Here is a 15437-nt window from a genome sequence, read left to right on the forward strand (position 1 = left end):
ATCAATGCACTTCCTTTCGCTTCTTGGCCCATTCCATCATGAGCAACAGCCCGACGGAGAAGGTAACCAGCACCAATGCCACACCATTTGCGGCAGCCACATTAAAATTCTCAACATCCTGATACACCAAGGTTGTTGCTGTCTGCGTTTTGTTCATAATATTACCGGATACCACCAGCACTGCACCGAATTCCCCAAGCGAGCGCGCAACCGTCAAGACTAGACCATACACTACCGCCCAGCGGATCGAAGGCCATGTCACACTCCAGAACGTTCTCCAGCCGTAAGCGCCAAGTGTAGATGCGGCCTCCTCTTGCTGAGAACCGAGTTCCTGCAGGACAGGCATAACCTCTCTGACCATCAGTGGAAAGGTAACAAATAACGTTGCGATTACCATACCCGGGAAGGCATAGACCACATTGAATCCAATCCCTTCAAAAAAAGCACCCATAATGCTGTTAGGTCCCAACATCAACACAATCATCAAACCGCCAATGACAGGAGATACGGCATAAGGCAGATCTACAATGCTGTTCAGCAGCCCTTTTATCCGTTCACTCAGCCATCCGGCACGAACCAGATACAGAGCCATCATGATGCCAAACAATGTATTTAACAGGGTGACCACCAGGACCACCAGTCCGGTCATCATCAAAGCGTGTAACGCCTCAGGGCGCATCAGCCCTTTCAGGAATCCACCTGCCCCGTCTTCAAATGCGCCTATAAAAATGCGTCCAAGCGGGATGATCAGCAGTACAATAAATACCGCAAACGTCAGTCCGATTAACAGTCGTCTCATCGTCTTCTCCCCCGCATCTGCACCAGATTGATCAGCCAGAGGATCAGGAAGGAGAGCGTCAGGAGCAACACGGATACCGCAGCGGCTCCCGTTGGATTATCACTTTCAATCTCCCCGTAGATAAATACGGAAGCAGTCAGTGTTCTTCCCGGAATGTTACCAGCCACCAGCACAACAGCCCCGAATTCAGCCAGTCCTCTCGAGAAAGCCAGCATCCCCCCACTGATCATGCCAGGTGCCATGGACGGCAGAATAACCTGCATGAACGTGCGAGCCTTGGATGCTCCCATCGTGTACGAGGCCTCTTCCTCGGAAGGATCGATTTCTTCCAGCAAAGGCTGCACCGCACGGATAACAAACGGAAACGTGACAAAGGTCATCGCGATAACAATTGCGGGCTGGTGAAATACAATCTCAAATCCCATGGATTCTGCCAGTTTCCCGATGGCACTGACCGGACCCAAAAGCAGCATAATCATTAATCCGCCTACCGCTGTTGGTAGCGCAAACGGGAGATCAACCAGACTGTTAAGAAACGATCGGCCCACAAAGCGATACCTTGTCAGCACCCAGGCGATCATCGTGCCCAAAACCACATTAATCAGCGTGGCAATGACGGCCAGCCGAATGGTCAGCAGTACGGCTTTCCACGCGATGGGGTCCATAATGCTCTGAACAAAGTTGCTCCATCCTTCGGAGAAGGAATTGACGTACACACCGATGATTGGAAGTACAATAAGTACGATAAAATATAACAATACGGTACTGCGGAATCCCCAAGTCCATCCCTTATGACGAAGAACGGTATTCATTGCTGCGTTCCCTCCCAGCCTCCGGCTTTAGCTCCGGTCGGCAGTCTTTCTGGATTCAATACGACATTTTTTCCTAAGTTGGATGATATTACTTTAATATTATTCCCATTAGTCTACTTGGTTTTGCTTTTCTGATACTTTACCAGTTTGCAGTGCTAATCGTCAATGCTTTTATTGAATATAATTAGGCCACATATAAGAACGATTAATAAAAATCGCACTGTACACTGGGCGGCCAGAACAACCTTCCGATCACTGTTATCCCCAGATTTCTTTGATCCCCTTTTTTAAGGGGAAATCCGGTGATAAAGGCGAGGCTTATGCTTCCGAAGCAGCTTTCTTACAGAAAGCTTTTAGCTTCCGCTTCTTCAGGTTATTTCTGACCTCTCCGTTATTGTGCGATTCACATATCCGTCTTCATATGTGGTTTGTTTGGTATGTAGTGGTTAAGGTACAATCGAGGGTATGAAATGAAATCATAAGGAGCGATCTAACATGTTATATACGAAGAATATATCCACTTCCACACGAGATGAAATGAAGGATATCACATGGGACGTAAAGCAGGTTGTCCAGAGTAGCGGGGTTCAGAATGGGACGGTGCTCATCTACTGTCCACATACGACGGCAGGTATTGCCATCAACGAAAATGCAGACCCGGATGTGAAACACGATGTGTTGTTGCGCCTGAACGAAGTGTACCCTTGGGAGCATCCCGAGTATCGACATGCCGAAGGCAATACAGCCTCTCACCTCAAATCGATCACAACAGGGCCATCACAGACGGTGATTATTCACGAAGGCAGGCTGCTGCTTGGCCGCTGGCAAGGCATTTACTTTTGCGAATTCGATGGACCACGTGAGCGGGAGTATTTTCTCAAAATCATGGAAGGTTAGTTGTGTCCAATAGGCCTGCCACCCACTCATTCATTTTTGCAAACACAAACAGGCGGTCCACCCTCATTCCGGGTCGGAGCCGCCTGACTTGGTCTGCTGCGCATACTAACTTTCGCGAGACAACGTTATAAAGAATTAAAGTTATGACAAATCACCGCCCTGAAGTGTAGGGGTGCAACAATAGCGCCATTATTGGACGCCAGGCTGCTGACCCAGATTGCGGCACAGCACTTTGACATGAGACAGCGCAGACGATTCAATCTCCACAAACGTTAAACGGTCCTGAATGTAATAAGAAATGAATCCGTGCATAGCCAAAAATAGCGTACGCGGTACCCTTTGAATGTCCTCTTCTGTACAATTCTCTTCATTCATGTACTGCCTTATAATGGATGCAAACAATTCGAAGCAGCGTCCCTGTTCGGTACGACAATAAGACAACAGTTCTTCGTCCCTGATCATAAACATAATTTCGTATTGGTAAGGGTTCTCCAGACCAAAGCGAATAAACTCCATCATAATGTGCTCTACCTTGCTCACATCATCACGAACCGGCCTGACCATGGCTTGCAGCAGTAAATGCCCCAGATGATTGAAATCCTCAACCACGATGGCATAGAACAGCTCTGCCTTTTCCTTAAAGTGATAATACAGCGACCCATGACTATAGCCCAGATGCTGGCCGATGCTTCGCATCGAAATGGCGCGGTATCCTTTGGTAATAAAAAGGTGCCTCGCCGCCTCCAGTATCCGCTCCCTCGACAACTCCTGTTCGACTGCTCTTCTAGCCATATATTTTATTCCCCTTCAATAAAATAAAGCCGCTGTCCCTCCGTGATCCGGGATTGCCCTTGCGTCAAATCCGTGATCCAGGCTATAAAAGCCTCGGTTTCACTATCCGGCGGAAGACAAGTCAACGTAACCTTATCGGTGAATCCAGTTTCACCTGTACGGACTTCCCGGCTTCTTAACTCATTTTCCACTTTACCCAGCCACGTATAATCCAGTTCAACAAACACTTCACGATGCAGCACGTTGGTAATGGCTTCTCCGGCTTCAATGGCTGCTACAGCTCCATCCGTATAAGCACGAATTAACCCGCCAGCTCCAAGCATAATTCCCCCGAAGTATCGCGTAACCACAATTGCCACATTTTTTAATTTCTGATTTTTGATCACTTCAAGAATGGGTTTCCCTGCTGTTCCGCTGGGTTCACCGTCATCGGATTGCTTCTGGATCTCATCCCGCTCCCCAATCATGTATGCAGAGCAGTTATGAGTTGCATTCCAATGTTTTTTCTTGATCTCATCAATAAAGGTAACAGCCTCTTCCTCTGTCGTGACCGGCATAATATGACCGATAAATCGCGACTTCTTGATTACAATTTCCAGATTGCCCGGTCCTCGAACCGTGCGATAACGTTCAATCATTCCTATCCAACTTTCTAATTTGATCCATTTTACAAGAAAGCAGTTCACCGCGCGAACGCGGACGAACTGCCCTGGTTATCTACACCCGGAAACCCTGCATCTTACTTGAACAGTGATTCCCGGATAGATTTACATTACCTTATTCAACTATATGAGCAGACCGATGAATTATTCGGAAAGTCTCGCTTCGAGCGCTGCTTTCTCTTCTTCAAAGCCTGGTTTGCCCAGCAATGCGAACATATTTTTCTTGTAAGCTTCCACGCCTGGTTGGTCAAATGGATTGACGCCCAGCAGGTAGCCACTGATACCGCATGCTTTTTCAAAGAAGTATACCAGATATCCGAAAGAATATGGAGTCATATCTGGAATGTTCACAATCAGGTTTGGTACTTGACCATCCGTATGTGCAAGCAGTGTTCCCTGGAACGCTTTTTTGTTAACAAAGTCCATGGTTTTGCCTTCAAGGAAGTTCAGGCCATCCAGATCGTCCGGATCGGATTTGATCGAGATATGCTCTGCAACTTCAGTAACCTGAATGACAGTTTCGAAAATATTCCGGCTACCTTCCTGAATGAATTGACCCATGGAGTGCAAGTCTGTGGAGAAATCAACAGATGCAGGATAGATCCCTTTGTAGTCTTTACCTTCACTCTCTCCAAACAGTTGTTTCCACCACTCGGACACGAAGTGCAGGGATGGCTCATAGTTTACAAGGATCTCAGTGCCTTTGCCTTTGCGATACAATGCGTTACGAACAGCAGCATATTGATATGCTTCATTCTCAGCTACGTTCGGGTTGCTGTATTCTTTGGATGCGTCAGCCGCACCTTGCATCATTTCTTCGATGCTGATACCAGCTGCTGCGATTGGCAGCAAACCTACAGCTGTCAGAACGGAGTAACGTCCGCCTACATCATCCGGGATAATGAAAGATTCGTATCCTTCTGCATTTGCCAGTTCTTTCAGTGCACCACGCGCTTTGTCTGTTGTAGCATAGATGCGTTTGCGAGCTTCTTCTTTACCATATTTCTCTTCCAGTGCTGCACGGAAGATACGGAATGCGATTGCCGGCTCTGTGGTTGTACCGGATTTGGAGATAACGTTGACGGAGAAATCTTTGCCTTCAACCAGATCCAGCAAATGAGTTACATATGTGGAACTGATATTGTTTCCTGCAAAATAGATTTCAGGCGTTTTGCGTTTGTCTTTTGGCAGATTGTTATAGAAAGAGTGAGTCAGCATTTCAATCGCTGCACGTGCACCTAGGTATGATCCACCGATACCGATAACGATCAGTACTTCGGAGTCGCTTTGGATTTTGGCAGCCGCTTTTTGAATGCGAGCGAACTCTTCTTTGTCATAAGCCGTTGGCAGGTCAATCCAGCCCAGATAATCGGAGCCTGTTCCTGTTCCGTTGTGAAGCTGCTCGTGAGCCAAACGAATCGGTTCTGCGAAATAGTCCACTTCGTGCTGATTTACAAATTGCAATGCCGTGCTATAGTCAAATGTCACTTTTTTTGCCATGATCTCAAAAACCTCCTGATTTCGGTTATATTATTTCCGTATCCGTATTCCATTCTAAACAACTTGCCTTAAGGATACTTCAAATCCACGGGGCTGACAAGCTTGCAGCTCGAAATTTGTCGTTAGAATTCAAGAAGCAAAAAGGGTAAACCGAATCCGCGGGTTGCGGTTCTGCTTACCCTTCTTATGTTATTCCGCCGGGTACGAGCAGACGTAGTCAGTAACGCTGCGTATCTCCAGTTTAAATTTGGATTCGGCAGGCACGTGGAACGTAGCTTGACCTTGAATCTCTTGCCACTCTTCTTCTCCGGGAAGCAATACTTTCAGATCTCCGGACAGAATCTCCATGATTTCACGGGAATCCGTACCGAACTCATAACTGCCTGGAAGCATGATGCCCAGAGTCACTTTGCTGCCATCCCCCAAAATAACCGTTCTGCTGGTTACCTGACCATCATAATAAATGTTGGCCTCTTTCACTACACTGACTTGATCGAATTGTGACATGCGTACCCGCTCCCCTGAAGTTAATGAAAACAAAAGGCAAAACAGATCAGGGCGATAACGAGTCACCGCCCATCTCTGCGGAAATAACTTACTGCCATGGATCAGGACAGCATGATGCCCTCCCAACCATAACAGCGCTTATGAAGCTATAAGTGCGTGTTCAAAAAGTCAGGTTTTCAGTACCGAGAAGATGGGATGAAGCTAGAAATGGAGTAGCGGAGCGTAGGAGAAAACTACGTGAGCAACGGACATTTCGGCTGAATCCCATATTCGACGCTGATGATGCCGTGAGGCATCCTTCGTAATCAAATGCAGACTTTTTGAACAACCTCTATTACAGCAATGCTTTTACGCGGCTAACCACGTTATCCACTGTAAAGCCATATTCTTGGATAACACGGTCGCCAGGCGCGGATGCACCGAATGTGCTGATTCCGAGAATGTCACCTTGATCGCCAACATATTTCTCCCAGCCCATTGGATAAGCCATTTCAATTGCAAGACGAGCTTTAACATCCGGAAGAAGAACGGACTCTTTATAAGCTTTGTCTTGTTTCTCGAACAGATCCCAGCTTGGCATGCTGATTACGCGAACTTGGATGCCTTGTTCTGCAAGTGCTGCTTGAGCTTTAACAGCCAATTGCACTTCAGAACCTGTAGCGATAATTTGTGCTACCGCTTTGCCATCTTTTGCATCAGAGACAACATAAGCACCACGTTTCACGTTCTCACGTGAACCTTCAACCGTACCTTCCAGGATCGGCAGGTTTTGACGAGTGAGTACGAGTGCAACCGGGTTGCTCTTGTTCTCAAGCGCGTAAGCCCAAGCAGCCGAAGTTTCATTACCGTCAGCCGGACGAATAACCGTCAGGTTAGGAATGATACGCAGGGATGCCAATTGCTCGATCGGTTCGTGCGTAGGACCATCTTCACCAACAGCGATACTGTCGTGAGTCAGAACATACGTTACAGGTAATCCCATCAGGGCAGCCAGACGAACAGCCGGACGCAGGTAATCGGTAAATACGAAGAACGTACCTCCGAATACTTTCACACCGCTGTGCAGTGCCATACCGTTCATTGCTCCAGCCATACCGAATTCACGGATACCGAAGTAGATGTTACGGCCGGAGTAATCTTCAGGTGTGAAGTTCTCTAGGTTGTTCAGGTGAGTCATTGTGGAGCTTTCCAAGTCAGCAGATCCGCCTGTCAGTTGTGGCACGTTGTGCGCCAGACCGTTCAAAGCGTTACCGGATGCTACACGAGTGGAAAGAGCTTTGTCTGTTGCTGCATATTTAGGAAGATCACGGTCCCAACCTTCTGGAAGGTCGCCGTTAATCGCTGTTTCGAATTGAGCTGCCAGCTCAGGGAAAGCTTTTTTGTACTCGGCAAATTTCTCGTCCCAAGCTTTGTTAGCAGAGATACCACGATCTTTCACTTGTGCAAAGTGATCGCGAACTTCAGCTGGTACGTGGAAGTTTTCTTCGTAAACCCATTTGTAATACTCTTTAGTCAATTTGGCTTCGTCTGCACCCAGTGGAGATCCGTGAGTACCGCCGTGGCCGCCTTTACCTTGTTTGTTCGGGCTACCATAACCGATAACCGTTTTAACTTCGATCAGTGTAGGACGCAGTGTATCTGCTTGACCTTCCTGAATTGCTTTTTCGATTGCAGGCAGATCATTACCATCTTCAACGCGCAGCACTTGCCAGCCATAAGCGTCAAAACGCTTCGCGATGCTTTCGGAAGAAGACAGATCCAATTTACCATCCAACGTGATGTCATTGGAGTCGAACAACATGATCAGTTTGCCCAAGTGCAAACGTCCAGCCAAGGAAGCTGATTCATGAGATACGCCTTCCATCAAGTCACCATCACCACAGATTGCGTAAGTGTAGTGGTCAACTACGTTGAATTTGTCTTTATTGTATGTTGCACCCAGTTGAGCTTCAGCCATCGCCATACCTACAGCCATTGCAATACCTTGACCCAGTGGGCCTGTAGTTGCATCAACACCTGCAGTATGTCCGAATTCCGGGTGACCCGGAGTTTTGCTTCCCCATTGACGGAACTGTTTCAGTTCTTCCATTGGAAGATCATATCCGCTCAGGTGCAGCAAGCTGTACAACAACATGGAGCCATGTCCTGCAGACAGGACAAAACGGTCCCGGTTAACCCAAGTTGGGTGGTCCGGGTTATGAGTCATCGTTTTTGCAAAAAGTTGGTACCCCATTGGAGCGGAGCCCATAGGCATACCCGGATGTCCGGAATTTGCCTTCTCAATTGCATCAATCGCCAAAGTACGTACGGTAGTAATCGACAGGTTGTCGATTGTAGTGTTCTCGTCCTTTTGAATCGCTTCGTTCTTGTCCGTCATGGTTTGTCCTCCTCATGTCTTTAGATAAGTCGGGTGCGCAAGCGAATCCCTCTCATCATACAAGCAAACCGAATTTCACAATAAGTGAATCCGCTTGAGTGTTTCATTTTGACTTATTCACTTTTGTATTGTATCACTTGGCGTGGAGCTTTTCCATAACCTTCTTTTAGAAGTTCGTGAAAAATCGGTGGTTTGTGATGAATAATCCTTGGCCTATCAAGCAAAAATCGTACTGTACAAGGTACTAAATTCCAAAAGCAGACTTAAGGAGCCTCGCAAATCCATCGCATGAAGTATAACCTTTAACCTGAAAACCATGCATTTTTTAGATATTCATCCTCAATTCACATATAATGTTCCTTAATATGGATTACGAAATTCGGGCTGTGCTTTACTTTTTTATAGATGTACACGTGTCAATCATAGGAGGTCGCGATTATGCCAGATCCTGCTGCTCACCCATCAACATCGGTAAAACACTCATTACCCTGGCTATGCGGTATTTTAACGGGAATTCTCTCGGGAGTTGTCCTGGGATTTTTCCTCAAAATGATTCAGGCCAACACTGGTGAACAAGTATATACTCTGCTGCTGAATATTGATTTTGTGCCTGGTCTTCCGCCAACCTTACCCGAATTCATTGAATTTGCTTTGCATCTCATCGTGTCCGTTGTCATCGGTATCTTCTATCTGTGGTGGGTAAGGCATTCAGGCCGCCCTATGATCAAAGGAATTTTACTTGGTGCAGTTTCGTCCCTGCTCTATATCCCACTCTCTCAATTGTCATCACGTGTGCCCGACCTGTACGATGTGTCCGCCATCCTCTATTGGATTATTGGACATCTGCTGTTTGGTATTGTGCTTGGCTTGTGCGGAAAGTATATCAACACAACAAAAAAAGCGACTCCCGTTTCGTAAACGAATTGGGGTCGCTTTATTGTTAGTCTATTACGTGGTTCCGAATCAACCTTGCACAGTATTAAAGCGTGAGCTTAAAATACAACGGTTTTATTTTCATGAACAAGAACACGGTCTTCGACATGCCATTTCACGGCACGTGCGAGCACAACACGCTCAATGGTTCGTCCAATACGCTTCAGCTCGGTTACATCGTCCCCATGGCTAACTCGCTGCACGTCCTGTTCAATAATCGGGCCACCATCCAGTTCTTCCGTAACATAGTGCGCTGTCGCACCGATAATTTTGACACCGCGGTTGTACGCCTGCGCATACGGTTTACCACCCACGAAGGCTGGCAGGAACGAATGGTGAATATTAATGATTCGATTGCGGTAATGCTCAATGAACATCGGAGAGATAATCTGCATGTAACGAGCCAGAATGATCACATCCACATCGTTGCCGATGACGTCCAGTTGGCGCTGTTCCGCTTCTTTTTTCGTATCTGCTGTAACTGGGATATGATGATATGGAATGCCAAATGATTCTACATAGTCCTTCATGTCCAGATGGTTGCTGACCACAAGCGCAATATCTGCATCCAGGTCGCCTGCCTGCCATTGCCACAACAATTCAACCAGACAGTGATCTTCTTTGGACACAAAGATAGCCAGTTTCTTCTTGCGGCTGACCGCAGATAACGTCCATTCCATCTGGAAACGGCTTGCTACTTCTGCAAAATCAGCTTCCAGTTTCGGCAAATTGACCAACAATTGCGGAAGATCAAACTCAATCCGCATAAAGAACATGCCGCCAGCAGGGTCCATTGTATACTGGTCCGACTGAACAATGTTTGCACCATGCTGGTGCAGGAAATGAGATACGGCAGCTACAATTCCTGGACCATCCGGACAGGAAATAAGCATGCGCGCACGATCGGCGCGGTTTTTAGAATCAGGGCGTACTTGTTTAGCGTGGATCTCCATCGGGTTATTCTTCCTCCTTCAATTAAGCCATGACCTGCGGGATTAACCCGCAAGCCATGCAATCAAGCGATGATTCAGTTGTTCTTCATTCAAATGCGGGAATAGTGCAGCTTCAGTCACCATGTCATAGAGGCGTTCCAGCGGTTCGCGCGGATCTGCCTTTTTGGCTTTGGCATCATTTTTGAGCAACGTCCACACATCCAGAATATACGAACGAGACTCAATCTCTTTACCTTTGAAAAAGTGTTGCAACTGTTCTACTTCTGTCAGGAAATCCTGGCCGAATCGACCGGCAACATCCCCACGAAGCAGCGCAATCTCCACCTCATACATTGGACGCTGTGTCTTGGCCTCTTTACCAATCCAAGGTGTCTCCAGAATAAATGGACGTCCTTGAAGCTTCTCATGGTTGACGATGCGGTTAATCGCTTCAAACCCGATCCAGCCAGAGCCAATTGGTGTATGACGGTCCTTGTGCGCACCCACAGCATTCTTACTATCATTAATATGCATTACGGCAATGCGGTCAAGTCCTACCGTGCGATCGAATTGTTCCAGTACACCGTCAAAATCATTAACGATATCATATCCGGCATCATGAATGTGACATGTATCCATACACACAGTCAGGCGCTCGTTATATGTTACTTTCTCGATAATCTGAGCGATCTCTTCGAAACTGCGACCCATCTCCGTACCTTTGCCAGCCATAGTCTCCAGAGCGATGTTCACATCCGTGTCTTTCACACCCTCCAGCACTTCATTCAATCCTTCTGCGATCCGTCCGATCCCATAGTGGGCATCTTTGTCTGTAAATGCGCCGGGATGTAATACGATGTTCTTCACACCAATAGCATGTGTCCGACGAATCTCTTCCTGAAGGAAATCTACAGCCAGTCTAAACGTATTATCTTTGTATGAGCCAAGATTAACAATGTACGGTGCATGAACAACGATATCTTCCATTCCACCCTCTTGCATGGCAACCTTGCCTTCTTCAATATACATGGACTCAATTGGCTTGCGACGTGTATTCTGTGGTGCACCCGTATATATCATAAACGAACTGGAACCGTACGAGGACGCTTCCTTCGTTGCACTCAATAATCCCTTGTCCGAAAAGGACACGTGGGAGCCGATTTTCAGCATTATTGATCCCCCTTATTCTGAATTATCCCTTATTCTAACGCGATTATCGAAATAAATCTAGAAATGCGCTATAATTCGGGATAGAGGCTATTTTTGACAGCTAATATGTGGAACATGGGTAGACGGAATCCGTCTTTCCGTGAAAATCAATGAACCGAGGTGACTCCGCAATGATTTTCGACTCCTACGCGATGATACTGAACAGCTATTCCCCCAGCAATTGGTTTATGAATACGATCGCATTCTGGACTTTTTTATTGCTTGGGAGCATGTGTATCGGTGGATTTTTTATGATGCGCAAGTTTTTGAAAGTGCTACCAAAAGCAGACGGAAAGTCCAAACTGGATTGGCAGAATTATTGGGTTGAAGCCAGCCGTCACTTATGGACAGATGAAGCCAAAGCTTTTTTGGATCAACTAGTGGAGCCTGTGCCCGGGCCATTTCGTGACATCGCCAAACATTCCATTGCTGCAGAGATCGGTAAGATTGCAGTTGAAGACAACGCCACGGAAGTATCGAGAGATCATTGCATCAAAGGTTACATTATTGCCACACCGAAGCGGGATAATAAGTTTTTGGTAAAATTTTTGGAGAAAAACAAAATCGATTATTCCCCTTATCAACATTTGATTAAATAAAATAAAAGATGAGTTAAGTGGCACATAGATTTGGTTAATTAGATACAGATATGCTCCGTCAGGTAAGTTGTTCCCAACAGGCAGTGCTTACCGTACGGGGCTGTTTGTCGATCCAACGGTATATATCAGCGCAGTGAAAATACAGAGAGGATGTTTGATATGAAAATTGCCATTTGTGGAGGTACCGGATTTGTGGGAGGAGCACTTGTAGATTACTGGCTGCAAGCCGGGCACCATGTGAAAGTTATTACACGAAAACTGCCTGACTTGCATAATCCAAGTAAAAATCTTACATATATATCGTGGGAACAAGTCGAAGAACAATCTCACTTGATGGAAGGTATGGACGCTCTCGTTAACCTTGCCGGAGAAACGCTGAATCAACGTTGGACAACCAAGGCGAAGCTGGAGATTGTTGAATCCAGGGTCACTACCGTAGCGCGGGTAGCCCGATTGGTGGAATCCCTGGAACAAAAGCCGGAAGTGGTCGTTCAAGCTTCTGCCATGGCCATCTATGGAACCTCTCCTAACGAAACCTTTGACGAAAGCAGTCCGCAAAAATCAATGAATTTCCCGTCCCGGGTCTCGGAACAATGGGAAGTTGCTGCAGATGCTATCAAAAATGTAAGACTCGTTAAAATCCGGGTGAGTCTGGTTCTTGGACATAAAAGAGGTGCTTTTCCATTGATGAAACTTCCTTATATGCTGGGTGTTGGTGGCAAGATCGGCAGTGGCAAGCAATGGACTAGCTGGATTCACATTATGGATATCGTAAGACTCATTGATTTTAGCATTCAAAATAAACAAGTGTCAGGTCCGGTCAATGCTTCCTCACCGAACCCTGTTACCAATGATGAATTCGGTCGTACGGTCGGTAAAGTGTATCATCGCCCTCACTGGTTCCCCGTACCCAGCTTCCTGATTAAAACCTTGGTCGGAGAACTATCCGTTGTCGTGCTTCAGGGGCAGAGAGTCATTCCGCAAAAAGCTCTCGACCACGGATTCCAGTTCACCTTCCCAACCTTAACCCAGGCACTGGAAGATCTGAAACACCGCGGCTTATCTGACTGATCAAACTATGCCTTATCCAACCGACCGATAAGTGTAGACTGATTCCGCAAGTGTAAATGTGTCTCCATCCACCAATGGATACTCCTTATACGGAGCAAGAATATTGCCCTGAAGAATGGTTCCATTGACGGAACCCAGATCCTTAATCACATAGCCCGATTTGTTCCGGCTCAATTCCACATGAGCACGGGACACGCCGGTCGCTGTGTCCACCCACTGAACCATGTCTGCTGATCTTCCGATGACAAAAGATGCACCTTGCACATCCATTCGTTCATGTTGGTCACTGCTTCCCGATCTTCGTTCAAGATAATAAGACGCCATCACCGGGCCTGCCCCTGTAACATTACCTCCACTCAGATTCTGCAAATTCACGGTTGCCTCCGCAACTGCATCCTGTCGAATTAGCTCTGAAGTTGAAGCTACCGTTTCCACATGGCGTTGAACGAACGGTGGTTCGGAGTGTTCAGGTGTCATATGCAGACTTTGATAACGGGAATGCTCGCTACCACCTTCTGAGGCGGATGCAACCATTTGGTTTATGCGTTCCGCTGGCCTTTCAGCTGTATTCCAGCGCCAACTCTCCTGAAATTGCTCCTCTTCATCTTCCATTTGCTTACCTTTGTTCTTACCTAAATTGAATGAAAAAGAACGCTTATTCTCTGAGTCATTATGAGGACTCCCTTTACGCTTCCACGTCCATCCTGCTACACCAAGCAAACCAAGGCTTAGTACCATACACAGGATCATCTGCGTCTGTCCCGGTTGCTCCATGTAAATAAATCTCCATACCAATGCCATAGCAACCATGCAACCCAATATGATATAGGTTACTTTGGAAGATCCGGGCTTCTCCTCCACTTCCAAATCAACACGCTCTAGCGAATCATACGAATTACTTAGTCCCTGATCCATGCTGTTTGAGCTCTTTAATGAAGATTGCTCAGACGAGCGCCTGCCTGGAAAGGTTCGAGATCTTAATGGGATGTCTTCCACCTCGGATTCACTCGTTTTCTGCGGCTGGAAATTTAGTCGCGACTCCACAGCAGCATTTTGAACGGGAGCACCGGGTTGATATGGCCGAGAATGACCAGTAAACGGCTTGTTATCCCGCTCAGAAATCGATAAATGAAGATTGCCTCTTGGATCATCCACTGTGTCCGACGTTCTGGATGAGAGAAATGCTGCGCTTCCTCCACTCTCTTGCTCGTCAGCGTATAATCCCAGCAGAAGCTCTCGCAACTGTCTGATATCCCAGCGTTCGTTGTCACATAACTGCAGAACACGCTGAATGCCTTCTCCCTGGAGTTCCTGTACATGTGCCATCAGCCTGATCACCAGCTCACGGAATTGCTGAGGTGTTGGATCAACTTCAACCGTATCCATGATTGGTACATATACCATCCCAAGCTCACCCTGTTCGAATGAACCGTTGATGAACAAGTACTCTTCCTGGATCAATAATTTACGAGGCTCGAGCATATATTGCCGGCATTCCGTGAAGGCATCAGCTAGTTGGAACAACAAACCATACAGAACACGCAATTTGATTTTGCTTGACTTTAACATCTGAGATAACATCTTGTACCCTGATATGTCGTACTGCAAAGTTACATTTCGATCGACTTCCCGAATATGAACAGGAAGAAGTCGCGGAATCTGATTGGAGGACAACATCCCCATCTGTACACGGCTCAATTCCTCCATTCGTAACCCGTCTGCTTTCTCCAAAACCATGAAAGCCCCACCATTACGAATAAAATCTCTCGTTAATCCATACATGCCAATCCTCTCTTTCCATTGTTATTCTCAAATTTCTCTACTCCTTCAGTTAAGGGAACAGTCCCGGGATAAAGACCGTGATAAACCCGGGCAATACGGCCAGCATAAACGGAAACTTCAATGTCTTCTCTGTGTTAAACAGCTTGAGGGAACCAAGCATGAAGAACCCGGCAAGATTGCTTGCCATGCCCCGGATCCGTTTCGCTGAGTCCTTTCGGAATAGAAGTATCACTAAACCAATGGCTCCCGCATACAAAACGGAGTAAATAATGACATGAATGCCAAAAGCAAGTCCCGTCCATGCCCCAATCCCACCAAACAATTTCACATCTCCTGCCCCTACGGCTCCAATCGCATACATCAGAAACAAAATACCAAAACCTGCTGCAAATCCAGCGGCTGAGAACAAGAAACCATCCCAACCTCCCCATATGATATGGGCCAATACGCCTGCAACAGTCACGGGTAAAGTCAATCGATTTGGAATTTTCATGGAACGAATATCTGTAATAAAAGCTGCAATGACGTATATGCCACAGGCAAAGTAGAACCACTCCACCTCCAT

General features: G+C 46.7%; 15 protein-coding genes. 4 read left to right on the forward strand and 11 right to left on the reverse strand.

Going from position 1 to position 15437, the window contains the following annotated elements:
* Position 1: 1 nt before the first annotated feature.
* On the reverse strand, positions 2 to 799 hold the full coding sequence (locus D829_RS0116265; protein ID WP_017689977.1) for a sulfate ABC transporter permease subunit: 798 nt from the start codon (positions 797 to 799) through the stop codon (positions 2 to 4).
* Complete coding sequence (gene cysT, locus D829_RS0116270) at positions 796 to 1611, reverse strand: sulfate ABC transporter permease subunit CysT (protein ID WP_017689978.1); 816 nt, start codon at positions 1609 to 1611, stop codon at positions 796 to 798. The genes D829_RS0116265 and cysT overlap by 4 nt, the downstream gene beginning before the upstream one ends.
* A gap of 495 nt (positions 1612 to 2106) precedes the next feature.
* Here cysT and D829_RS0116275 point away from each other — a divergent pair, with 495 nt between their 5' ends.
* Positions 2107 to 2508, forward strand: coding sequence for a secondary thiamine-phosphate synthase enzyme YjbQ (locus D829_RS0116275; protein WP_017689979.1), 402 nt, complete (start codon positions 2107 to 2109; stop codon positions 2506 to 2508).
* 189 nt (positions 2509 to 2697) lie between these two features.
* Here D829_RS0116275 and D829_RS0116280 read toward each other — a convergent pair whose 3' ends face one another.
* The 5 genes from D829_RS0116280 to tkt all read right to left on the reverse strand — a co-directional run bounded on the left by D829_RS0116280 (position 2698) and on the right by tkt (position 8346).
* On the reverse strand, positions 2698 to 3300 hold the full coding sequence (locus D829_RS0116280; RefSeq protein WP_017689980.1) for a TetR/AcrR family transcriptional regulator: 603 nt from the start codon (positions 3298 to 3300) through the stop codon (positions 2698 to 2700).
* 5 nt (positions 3301 to 3305) lie between these two features.
* On the reverse strand, positions 3306 to 3938 hold the full coding sequence (locus D829_RS0116285) for a YigZ family protein (RefSeq protein ID WP_017689981.1): 633 nt from the start codon (positions 3936 to 3938) through the stop codon (positions 3306 to 3308).
* A 168-nt stretch (positions 3939 to 4106) separates the two neighbouring features.
* Positions 4107 to 5462 (reverse strand): glucose-6-phosphate isomerase, encoded by a 1356-nt coding sequence (locus tag D829_RS0116290; protein ID WP_017689982.1) that lies wholly within the window; start codon positions 5460 to 5462, stop codon positions 4107 to 4109.
* 189 nt (positions 5463 to 5651) lie between these two features.
* Positions 5652 to 5969, reverse strand: a complete 318-nt coding sequence (locus tag D829_RS0116295; RefSeq protein ID WP_017689983.1) for a pyrimidine/purine nucleoside phosphorylase — start codon at positions 5967 to 5969, stop codon at positions 5652 to 5654.
* 334 nt (positions 5970 to 6303) lie between these two features.
* Positions 6304 to 8346: a transketolase gene (gene tkt / locus D829_RS0116300; protein ID WP_017689984.1), complete on the reverse strand. Its 2043-nt coding sequence runs from the start codon at positions 8344 to 8346 to the stop codon at positions 6304 to 6306.
* A 438-nt stretch (positions 8347 to 8784) separates the two neighbouring features.
* Between tkt and D829_RS0116305 the strand changes: the two genes are divergently transcribed.
* Entirely contained in the window at positions 8785 to 9264 is a 480-nt protein-coding gene (locus D829_RS0116305) for a hypothetical protein (RefSeq protein ID WP_017689985.1), read from the forward strand.
* A gap of 74 nt (positions 9265 to 9338) precedes the next feature.
* Here the strand turns inward: D829_RS0116305 and purU are convergent, their stop codons facing one another.
* Both purU and D829_RS0116315 read right to left on the reverse strand, forming a co-directional pair.
* The gene (gene purU / locus D829_RS0116310) at positions 9339 to 10232 is read right to left on the reverse strand and encodes a formyltetrahydrofolate deformylase (protein ID WP_017689986.1); all 894 of its coding nucleotides are present in this window, start codon (positions 10230 to 10232) and stop codon (positions 9339 to 9341) included.
* Between the two features lie 42 nt (positions 10233 to 10274).
* Positions 10275 to 11381 carry a deoxyribonuclease IV gene (locus D829_RS0116315; protein ID WP_017689987.1) on the reverse strand — a complete coding sequence of 369 codons (1107 nt, stop codon included), beginning with the start codon at positions 11379 to 11381 and terminating at the stop codon, positions 10275 to 10277.
* 170 nt (positions 11382 to 11551) lie between these two features.
* On the opposite strand from D829_RS0116315, the gene D829_RS0116320 reads away from it, so the two are divergent.
* Entirely contained in the window at positions 11552 to 12019 is a 468-nt protein-coding gene (locus tag D829_RS0116320; RefSeq protein WP_017689988.1) for a DUF2621 domain-containing protein, read from the forward strand.
* Between the two features lie 159 nt (positions 12020 to 12178).
* Positions 12179 to 13090: a TIGR01777 family oxidoreductase gene (locus D829_RS0116325; RefSeq protein ID WP_017689989.1), complete on the forward strand. Its 912-nt coding sequence runs from the start codon at positions 12179 to 12181 to the stop codon at positions 13088 to 13090.
* A gap of 12 nt (positions 13091 to 13102) precedes the next feature.
* On the opposite strand, the gene D829_RS0116330 is transcribed toward D829_RS0116325, so the two are convergent.
* Positions 13103 to 14827: a DUF6382 domain-containing protein gene (locus tag D829_RS0116330; protein WP_193748481.1), complete on the reverse strand. Its 1725-nt coding sequence runs from the start codon at positions 14825 to 14827 to the stop codon at positions 13103 to 13105.
* A 94-nt stretch (positions 14828 to 14921) separates the two neighbouring features.
* Positions 14922 to 15437, reverse strand: a complete 516-nt coding sequence (locus D829_RS0116335) for a prepilin peptidase (RefSeq protein ID WP_017689991.1) — start codon at positions 15435 to 15437, stop codon at positions 14922 to 14924.

Origin of the sequence: Paenibacillus sp. PAMC 26794 (genome assembly GCF_000316035.1) — a bacterium.
Classification (GTDB): domain Bacteria; phylum Bacillota; class Bacilli; order Paenibacillales; family Paenibacillaceae; genus Paenibacillus.

Bases quoted from the DNA above. Each gene is read 5' to 3' on its own strand.
- D829_RS0116265 (WP_017689977.1), bottom strand. From the start codon at position 799: ATGAGACGACTGTTAATCGGACTGACGTTTGCGGTATTTATTGTACTG.
- cysT (WP_017689978.1), bottom strand. From the start codon at position 1,611: ATGAATACCGTTCTTCGTCATAAGGGATGGACTTGGGGATTCCGCAGT.
- D829_RS0116275 (WP_017689979.1), top strand. From the start codon at position 2,107: ATGTTATATACGAAGAATATATCCACTTCCACACGAGATGAAATGAAG.
- D829_RS0116280 (WP_017689980.1), bottom strand. From the start codon at position 3,300: ATGGCTAGAAGAGCAGTCGAACAGGAGTTGTCGAGGGAGCGGATACTG.
- D829_RS0116285 (WP_017689981.1), bottom strand. From the start codon at position 3,938: ATGATTGAACGTTATCGCACGGTTCGAGGACCGGGCAATCTGGAAATT.
- D829_RS0116290 (WP_017689982.1), bottom strand. From the start codon at position 5,462: ATGGCAAAAAAAGTGACATTTGACTATAGCACGGCATTGCAATTTGTA.
- D829_RS0116295 (WP_017689983.1), bottom strand. From the start codon at position 5,969: ATGTCACAATTCGATCAAGTCAGTGTAGTGAAAGAGGCCAACATTTAT.
- tkt (WP_017689984.1), bottom strand. From the start codon at position 8,346: ATGACGGACAAGAACGAAGCGATTCAAAAGGACGAGAACACTACAATC.
- D829_RS0116305 (WP_017689985.1), top strand. From the start codon at position 8,785: ATGCCAGATCCTGCTGCTCACCCATCAACATCGGTAAAACACTCATTA.
- purU (WP_017689986.1), bottom strand. From the start codon at position 10,232: ATGGAGATCCACGCTAAACAAGTACGCCCTGATTCTAAAAACCGCGCC.
- D829_RS0116315 (WP_017689987.1), bottom strand. From the start codon at position 11,381: ATGCTGAAAATCGGCTCCCACGTGTCCTTTTCGGACAAGGGATTATTG.
- D829_RS0116320 (WP_017689988.1), top strand. From the start codon at position 11,552: ATGATTTTCGACTCCTACGCGATGATACTGAACAGCTATTCCCCCAGC.
- D829_RS0116325 (WP_017689989.1), top strand. From the start codon at position 12,179: ATGAAAATTGCCATTTGTGGAGGTACCGGATTTGTGGGAGGAGCACTT.
- D829_RS0116330 (WP_193748481.1), bottom strand. From the start codon at position 14,827: ATGGTTTTGGAGAAAGCAGACGGGTTACGAATGGAGGAATTGAGCCGT.
- D829_RS0116335 (WP_017689991.1), bottom strand. From the start codon at position 15,437: ATGGAGGTGGAGTGGTTCTACTTTGCCTGTGGCATATACGTCATTGCA.